General features: G+C 66.7%; 7 protein-coding genes. 2 read left to right on the top strand and 5 right to left on the bottom strand.

The window, feature by feature from the left end:
• Positions 1 to 28 precede the first annotated feature (28 nt).
• The 4 genes from ABW137_RS30505 to ABW137_RS30490 form a co-directional block, all read right to left on the bottom strand.
• Positions 29 to 1,117 carry a hypothetical protein gene (locus tag ABW137_RS30505; RefSeq protein WP_526405751.1) on the bottom strand — a complete coding sequence of 363 codons (1,089 nt, stop codon included), beginning with the start codon at positions 1,115 to 1,117 and terminating at the stop codon, positions 29 to 31.
• A 376-nt stretch (positions 1,118 to 1,493) separates the two neighbouring features.
• On the bottom strand, positions 1,494 to 1,802 hold the full coding sequence (locus tag ABW137_RS30500) for a DUF4190 domain-containing protein (RefSeq protein ID WP_526405749.1): 309 nt from the start codon (positions 1,800 to 1,802) through the stop codon (positions 1,494 to 1,496).
• 181 nt (positions 1,803 to 1,983) lie between these two features.
• Complete coding sequence (locus ABW137_RS30495) at positions 1,984 to 3,378, bottom strand: cystathionine beta-synthase (RefSeq protein ID WP_526405748.1); 1,395 nt, start codon at positions 3,376 to 3,378, stop codon at positions 1,984 to 1,986.
• Positions 3,379 to 3,407: 29 nt separating this feature from the next.
• Positions 3,408 to 4,460 carry an alpha/beta hydrolase gene (locus ABW137_RS30490; protein WP_526405746.1) on the bottom strand — a complete coding sequence of 351 codons (1,053 nt, stop codon included), beginning with the start codon at positions 4,458 to 4,460 and terminating at the stop codon, positions 3,408 to 3,410.
• Positions 4,461 to 4,653: 193 nt separating this feature from the next.
• Here ABW137_RS30490 and ABW137_RS30485 point away from each other — a divergent pair, with 193 nt between their 5' ends.
• Both ABW137_RS30485 and ABW137_RS30480 read left to right on the top strand, forming a co-directional pair.
• Positions 4,654 to 5,619 carry an SGNH/GDSL hydrolase family protein gene (locus ABW137_RS30485; RefSeq protein ID WP_526405744.1) on the top strand — a complete coding sequence of 322 codons (966 nt, stop codon included), beginning with the start codon at positions 4,654 to 4,656 and terminating at the stop codon, positions 5,617 to 5,619.
• Positions 5,620 to 5,664: 45 nt separating this feature from the next.
• Positions 5,665 to 6,882 carry an acetyl-CoA C-acetyltransferase gene (locus tag ABW137_RS30480; protein WP_526405742.1) on the top strand — a complete coding sequence of 406 codons (1,218 nt, stop codon included), beginning with the start codon at positions 5,665 to 5,667 and terminating at the stop codon, positions 6,880 to 6,882.
• On the opposite strand, the gene ABW137_RS30475 is transcribed toward ABW137_RS30480, so the two are convergent.
• On the bottom strand, positions 6,879 to 7,790 hold the full coding sequence (locus tag ABW137_RS30475; protein ID WP_526405740.1) for a putative endonuclease domain-containing protein: 912 nt from the start codon (positions 7,788 to 7,790) through the stop codon (positions 6,879 to 6,881). The genes ABW137_RS30480 and ABW137_RS30475 overlap by 4 nt on opposite strands.
• Positions 7,791 to 7,960 lie beyond the last annotated feature (170 nt).

Below are 7,960 nucleotides of genomic sequence, written 5' to 3'. Positions count from 1 at the left end.
GGCGCGGAGCCGTCCCCGGCGGTGCGTGTTACGGCGTCAGCGGGGCCACCTCGCCGCCGCTGAGTTTGCGGTAGGCGTAGGCCTGGAAAAGCACGGCGACGGGCAGGGCGACCAGAAGTCCGATACCGCAGATGAATGAACCGATCGACACGATCACCGCGGCGATCAGGTAGGTCAGAATCGCCGGGCCGATGTTGGCCTTGACGATGTTGATGCTCTCCTTGATCGAGTCGATGGGCGCGACATTGCGATCGACGATCAGGAACGTGGTGAACATCGCGAAGAGCGCCACCACGATGCCGCCGATGAAGCAGATCGAACCGATCGACGCGGCGATGCCGACGAGCAGGCTCGCCACGATGACCGACACGACGTTGCGAGGCTTGAGGAACGAGCCGATGGACACCGCCTGCCCGTTGACGATGTCGAGCACCCCACCGATGTAGGCCGACGAGACCGCCCCTATGACGACGAGGAGCAACAAGCCACCGAGGATCAGAACGAAGATGCTCGCGGCGCCGAGGCCGGACGAGTAACTGTAGGACACGCCGTAGTCGGAGGACTCGTACGACGAGGTACCGCTGGGCGCGAGGGCCAGCGCGATCGCCCAGACGATCGCCCCGACCACGCCGACGACGACGGCGTAGATCAGCGTCGGAACGATCAGTGCCGCAACGTTCTTGCTGAACTTGTTCCAGGCCCAGGAGAAGCCCTGACCTATGTCGAACTGACTCCCTCCCCCGAATCCGGGAGCCGGTGGATAGCCGCCGGGGGGCGGAGGCGCGTATGCGCCGGAGGGGGGCGGCGGCGGCGGGTAGGCGCCACCCCCGGGCGGCGGGGGTGGGTAGTTGCCAGCCGGCGGGGGTGGGTACTTCCCCGGCGGGGGCGGGTAGTTCCCCGGCGGGGGTGGGTAGTTCCCTGGCGGGGGTGGGTAGTTGCCACCCGGTGGCGGATAGTTACCGCCCGGTGGCGGTGGGTAGTTGCCACCCGGCGGCGGATAACCGCCGGGAGAAGGGTCGCCACCCGGCGGAGGGTAACCACCAGGAGGAGGGTAGCCACCACCCTGGGGCGGTGGCGGTGGATAGTTTCCGGGGGGCGGCGGAGGAGGGGTGGTCATGGTCTGCCCTTCTGCGGTTCGTGTTCAGTCGTTGGCAGCTTACGAGGATTACGCACAGGACCTCCAGATGATCGGCGCGACTTGCCGGGTCGAGCCCCGATCGCTAGATCCGGGGCGTTACGACGACAACGCCGCCCGTCGGTGAGGTGAAGGACGGACGGCGAACTGCCGAATTGGTGACACGGGGCGACCGAAGCCTGCGGCGGCGGTGCAGGTGTGGTCATGGTCTGCCCCTTCTGAGTGGACCACTGAGTGCGAGAGTCACGGCTTCACCAGTTCGTGTCTTCGGCCAAGTCATTGCACCCGAGCAAGATTCAGTTCGTTGGCGCGCCGGCCGACGGGCGCGGTCCATGGCGGGCGGAAACCGCGCCGGAGCTTAGGAGAGGTACACCGCCGAGCCGATCACGCCAAGCACCAACAGGACGATGCCGACGATCACGCCGGCAAGAGCAAGGCCATGACCGCCCTCGCCGGTCTTCTTGATCTGATTCATCGCCACGAACCCAAGGATGATGCCCACGATCGATCCGACACCGCACAGCAGGCCGGCGACAGAACAGACCAGCGATGCGATCGCCAGGCTGTTGGTCTTTGCGGGCGCCCCGCCAAATCCGCCCTGTGGCGGGTAGTTGCCCGGCGGCGGAGGCGGGTAACTACCAGGTGGAGGTGGCGGGTACTCGGTCATGTGCGCCTTCCAGTGATCAGTTTGCTGGGATAGAGCGCTGTCACCATACCCGAGAAGTACCTGTCAAAGGCCGCCAAAATCAGAACTTGATCACCGCGCGCAGACGATTCGAGCACGCGGAATCATTGCCGTTGCTAACGGCTTTGGAGGTGTCGGCCCGTCCGGTTGCACTGACGCACGCCTAGCGGCGGGTACTCCCGTCGGACAGGAAGCCCAGCAGGTCGTGCCTGGTGATCACGCCAACGGGCTTGCCCTCTTCGACGACCATGACCGCATCGCATTCGCGCAACGTCTTGGCCGCCGTGCCCACCAGTTCACCGGCTCCGATGAGCGGCAGCGGCGGACTCATGTGCTGCGACACGGCATCTGCGAGCTTTGCCCGGCCCTCGAAGACCGCCGAGAGGAGTTCACGTTCCGAGACGCTTCCGGCGACCTCACCCGCCATGACCGGAGGCTCCGCCCCCACCACCGGCATCTGCGAGACGCCGTACTCGCGCAGAATGCCGACGGCGTCGCGGACGGTCTCCGACGGATGGGTGTGCACAAGGTCCGGCAAGGCCCCGGACTTGCGCCGCAGGACGTCGCCCACGGTGGTCTGGTCGACGGAACCGTCGAGCCGGTCCCGAAGGAAGCCGTACGACGACATCCACGCGTCACTGAAAATCTTTGAGAGATAACCCCTTCCGCCATCAGGCAGCAGCACCACGACGACGGCATCCGGGCCTGCCGCCTCGGCGACGCGGACGGCAGCCACCGCCGCCATGCCACAGGAGCCTCCGACGAGCAGCGCCTCCTCGCGCGCCAGCCGTCGGGTCATCTCGAAGGAGTCGGCGTCGGACACCGCGATGATCTCGTCGGTGACGGTCGGGTCGTACGCCGACGGCCAGAAGTCCTCACCCACGCCCTCGACCAGGTAGGGCCTGCCCGTCCCGCCCGAGTACACCGAACCCTCCGGGTCGGCCCCGATGATCTTCACGGCACCGCCGGAGATCTCCTTGAGGTAGCGTCCCGCACCGGTGATGGTGCCGCCCGTGCCCACTCCGGCGACGAAGTGCGTCACCTTGCCATCGGTGTCAGCCCAGATCTCGGGGCCCGTCGTCTCGTAGTGGCTCGCCGGGCCTTGGGGGTTGGAGTACTGGTCGGGCTTCCACGCTCCGTCGATCTCACGCACCAGACGATCGGACACGCTGTAGTAGCTGTCCGGATGGTCCGGCGGAACGGCGGTCGGAGACACGACGACGTCGGCACCGTAGGCGCGCAGCACGTTTTGCTTGTCCTCGCTCACCTTGTCGGGGCACACGAAGATGCACTTGTAGCCCCGCTGCTGCGCGACGAGCGCCAGGCCCACGCCCGTGTTGCCCGACGTCGGTTCGACGATGGTGCCGCCTGGACGGAGCTCACCGCTGGCTTCGGCGGCGTCGATCATCTTGATCGCGATGCGGTCCTTCGAGCTGCCGCCGGGGTTCAGGTACTCGATCTTGGCCGCGACCAACCCGGCCCCTTCGGGCACAACGGAATTCAATCGAACGAGAGGAGTGTTACCGATCAGCTCACTGACATGACCCGCGATGCGCATGCGTCCATCGTGTCAGGCCGGTCGATCGGTTACCAGGTGGCCTCGCGAATGTAGTCGCCGATCTGCTTCAGCGAACGCGTCGCTTCCTTCACAGACGGCGCCGCCAGCTGGAACACGTGCATCTGACCGGGCCAGACGTGAACCTCGACGGGTACGCCCGCCGCAGCCAGCATGTGCGCGGCCTTCCGCGCGTCGTTGAGCAATACCTCAGAGCCCGACACGTGGATCAACGTGCGTGGCAGTCCGGGTTCGACGTGATCGAGCGGTTCGTACACGCGCTCGGGTACACCGTCGACCACGTGACGCTTGGCCGCAGCCTCGACCAGCTTCACCAGGGCGTCGAACGCCTTCGGGGGGAACATCGCGTCCGAGTGGGTGTTGGGATGCTGGGCGCGCCCCTCGTTGTCGATCTCGAACAGCGGCGACATGGTCACCACCGCCGCGGGGAGTTCACCTTCGTACTGGAGCCGTTGCGCGAGCGCCAGGGACAGGTATCCGCCTGCCGAGTCGCCCGCGAGGACGATCTGCTCTGGTTCGTACCCCTTGAGCCGCAACCACTTGTAGGCGTCGTAACAGTCCTCGATGGCTTGACCGATCGAATGCTTGGGGATCATCCGGTAGTTGACGACCAAGGCGGGCGCGTCCGCGAAGCTGGACAGTGCCGTGACCAGTCGACCATGGGAGTTGGCGCCGCAGGTGAGAAATGCGCCACCATGGAGATACAGGATCACGCTGCGCTTGCCGTCGGCGGGCAGCACGCCCGCGGCTCGGACGAGTTGGGCGGTGCAGTTCGGGAGCGCGATGGTGGCGCGGACGGTGCCCGGTGCGGGCCGCATGACGCGTGCCATCACGTCGACCACGCCGAAGGGCCACGGCATCCGTGGCACGTAGCTTCCGACCGTCAGCGCCGGCTTGATGGTCGCCAACGCTGCAAGAGCAAACAGTCTTCCAGCTAGGCTCGGGCCGTTTTCGACGACTTCGACGGGGGCTCCGTCACTGACGGGGAATCTGCGCGCCTTACGCGTTCTAGCAGCACTTATAGCTGACCCGGACGGGCTCGACATCTTGCTCGGTGCGGTCATCGCCACCACTTCCTACGCCGTTGTAGTACCCGGTTCAGTTGCCACTCAGCCAAACATGGGTAACTTAGCTTGACATCCCCAATTAGTTCAACGTTCAAACTGGTCGATTTCGTACCGGACTTGATACCGCAACGTGACCGCTCGATGTTGGTCGCCACGCTGACAACCGTCAATTCGCCCCTAAAATGAGTCCGTGGTCATTCGTGCACCGCGTAGGTCGACCATCGCCCTGGCCGCTGCCGCAACGCTCGCATCTACGGGCTCCGCGTACGTCGGCGCCCGGAACTTGCTGCACGACCAGGCCGATCAGACCCGTCAGGTCATTCCGAAGGCGTGGGACGTCCCGCCTCGCGCCGACGGCGTCTACACCGCGGGCGGCGGGCCGGTCGAGAAGTGGCGCCGCGACGTACCCTTCGATCTGCATCTGATGGTCTTCGGCGATTCGACGGCGACGGGCTACGGCTGCGTCGTCGCCGACGAAGTGCCCGGCGTGCTCATCGCGCGCGGGCTCGCCGAGCAGTCGGGCAAGCGGATCAGGCTGAGCACCAAGGCGATCGTCGGCGCCACGTCCAAGGGGCTGTCCGGGCAGATCGACGCGATGTTCGTGGCAGGCCCTCCCCCGGATGCAGCCGTCGTCATGATCGGCGCCAACGACGTCACGGCAGTCAACGGCATCGGGCCCTCGGCGCGACGGCTGGGTGCGGCGGTCAGTCGGCTGCGGGCCAGTGGTGCCGTCGTCGTCGTGGGTACGTGTCCCGACTTCGGGGTCATCACGGCGATTCCGCAGCCCCTCCGCCTGGTTGCCCGCACCATCGGGCTGCGGCTGGCGCACGCGCAGGCTTCGGCCGTGCGAGCGGCGGGCGGGGTGCCGGTGCCCTTCTCCGATCTGCTGGCACCCGAGTTCCGCAAGGCGCCCGACGTGCTGTTCTCCACCGATATGTTCCATCCGTCCGCCGCAGGCTATCTGCTCGCCGCGTCGCAGCTGCTGCCCGCGCTGTGCACCCAGCTCGGCGAGTGGACGGCCGATTCCGACGTCGAGCCCGCGTTGACTTCACGGTCGAGGGACGACTCCCCGTTGGCGCGGCTAAGCGCGCTGACGCGAGTGTGGCGGCGCACCACAGGCGTACCCGCACCGCTGGTCCCGTCAGTCACGGGCTAGGTTCGCTGTAGCTACTCGCAAGCCCTGACTAGGAGGCCGTCCGTCATGCCCGAAGCCGTCATCGTCTCGACCGCCCGCTCACCGATCGGCCGCGCAGGCAAGGGATCGCTGGTCGAGATGCGGCCCGACGATCTCGCCGCGCAGATGGTGCGGGCCGCGCTGGACAAGGTGCCCGGCCTCGATCCACGCGACATCGACGACCTGATCATGGGCTGCGGGCAACCCGCGGGAGAGGCAGGCTTCAACATCGGCAGGGCCGTGGCCGTCGAGTTGGGGTATGACTTCCTGCCCGGCACCACGGTCAACCGCTACTGCTCGTCGTCGCTGCAGACCACGCGGATGGCGTTCCACGCAATCAAGGCGGGCGAGGGCGACGCCTTCATCTCGGCGGGTGTCGAGACGGTGTCGCGCTTCATGAACGGCAGCGCCGACGGTTGGCCCAACGGCAAGAACGCCGAGTTCGCCGACGCGCAGGCCCGCTCGGAGCAGGCCGCTCTGGGCGCCACCGAGTGGCACGACCCTCGCGAGGACGGTCTGCTGCCCGACGTGTACATCGCGATGGGCCAGACCGCCGAGAACGTCGCGTTGTTCACCGGGATCAGCCGCGAGGACCAGGACCACTGGGGGGTCCGCAGCCAGAACCGCGCCGAGGAGGCGATCAACAGCGGCTTCTTCGAGCGCGAGATCACGCCGGTGACCCTGCCCGATGGCACGACGGTGTCGAAGGACGACGGTCCGCGCGCAGGCACCACCTACGAGAAGATCAGTCAGCTCAAGCCGGTGTTCCGGCCGAATGGCACCATCACCGCGGGCAACGCATGTCCGTTGAACGACGGTGCCGCCGCGGTGGTCATCACCAGTGACACCCGAGCCAAGGAACTGGGGCTGACGCCGCTGGCGCGCATCGTGTCCACCGGCGTGTCGGGCCTGTCGCCGGAGATCATGGGCCTCGGCCCGATCGAGGCATCGAAGAAGGCCCTTGCCAAGGCCGGCATGTCGATCGCCGACATCGACCTGTACGAGATCAACGAGGCGTTCGCCGTGCAGGTGCTCGGCTCGGCGCGAGAACTTGGCATGGACGAGGACAGGCTCAACGTGTCGGGTGGCGCAATCGCCCTCGGCCATCCGTTCGGCATGACCGGCGCTCGCATCACGGCCACGCTGTTGAACAACCTGACGACCCACGACAAGACGTTCGGTCTCGAGACGATGTGCGTCGGCGGCGGGCAGGGCATGGCGATGATCATCGAGCGGCTGAGCTAGGCCGTTCGCCTGCGCTCACTCTGCGTTGGTGGCGATGAAGTACGAGTAGAGGTCGCCGTCAGCGCAGAGTGACGCGACTCCCAGGCCCGTTGCACTCGTCGCAATACCTCGGCGCGCCGCATCGCCGCCGCAACTCTGATCACGTGCCATCCGACACCGTTCACGAAGTCCATCCGCTCGATGTCGTAGCCGAACTGCACGGGATCGCTTCGGTGATGGTCGCCGTCGTACTCGACCGCCAACGTGAGGTCCTCCCATCCCCTGTCGAGGTAGTACTTCGCCCGCCCATCGGGCCCGAGAATCGGGATCTGAGTCTTCGGCCGGGGGTATCCAGCCCCAATCAGCATGAGTCGCAACGACGTTTCTCTCGGCGACCCGGCACCTGCATCGACGAGGCCAAGGGCTTGCCGAAGTTGTCGCAGACCGCGGGCGCCTGGGTGTGCGAGCGCCAAGCGGGCGACGTCGTCGACCGCGAACCCCGTCGCTGCCGCAAGAGCGTCCAGCCGGGCGACCGCCTGCTCGAGTCGTCCACGTCTGCCCAGGTCGAACGCCGTGCGTTCCGGCGTGGTGACGTCGAGTCCTGCGATCCGCTGCGCCTCGTCGGCCAGCAGGAGGTCGGCACGGGTCACGACGTCTCGCGGCGAACGAGCATTGCGCCAGATCAGTTCGACCTGCACCTCGTCGTCCACCCACTTCGCACCGTGGAGCGCCGAAGCCGCGAGCCCAGCGACCACGGCCTCGCGACCCGACCACAGCCACGCCGCGTTGGTGCGCTGACGCAATGACGGGCGGAGTCGCTTGTCCAGGTAGACGTTCGGCATGATCGCGCGGTGGTCGCGACGCAGTTCGTAGCGTGTCAGGCGACCAGACGCCAAGGCTTCCGACCCCACGAAGGGCACATCGCTCATGTCTGCATGCTGGCCGTCAGCGCAGACACAAGTCGACGATTCGGCGACCGACCGACCGAGGTTGTGGATGAAATCGGGTGTCGACTCTGCACCCATGGCGGCAAAGTGCGAGTGCTCGTCGCCGTGGACGCAGACTCGGCGGCGTGGCCCACCCAAAAAGAAAGCCCGGC

Source organism: Mycobacterium sp., assembly GCF_040509115.1.
In the GTDB taxonomy this organism is placed as follows: Bacteria; Actinomycetota; Actinomycetes; order Mycobacteriales; family Mycobacteriaceae; genus Mycobacterium.
This window is presented reverse-complemented; position numbering and strand designations above follow the sequence as displayed.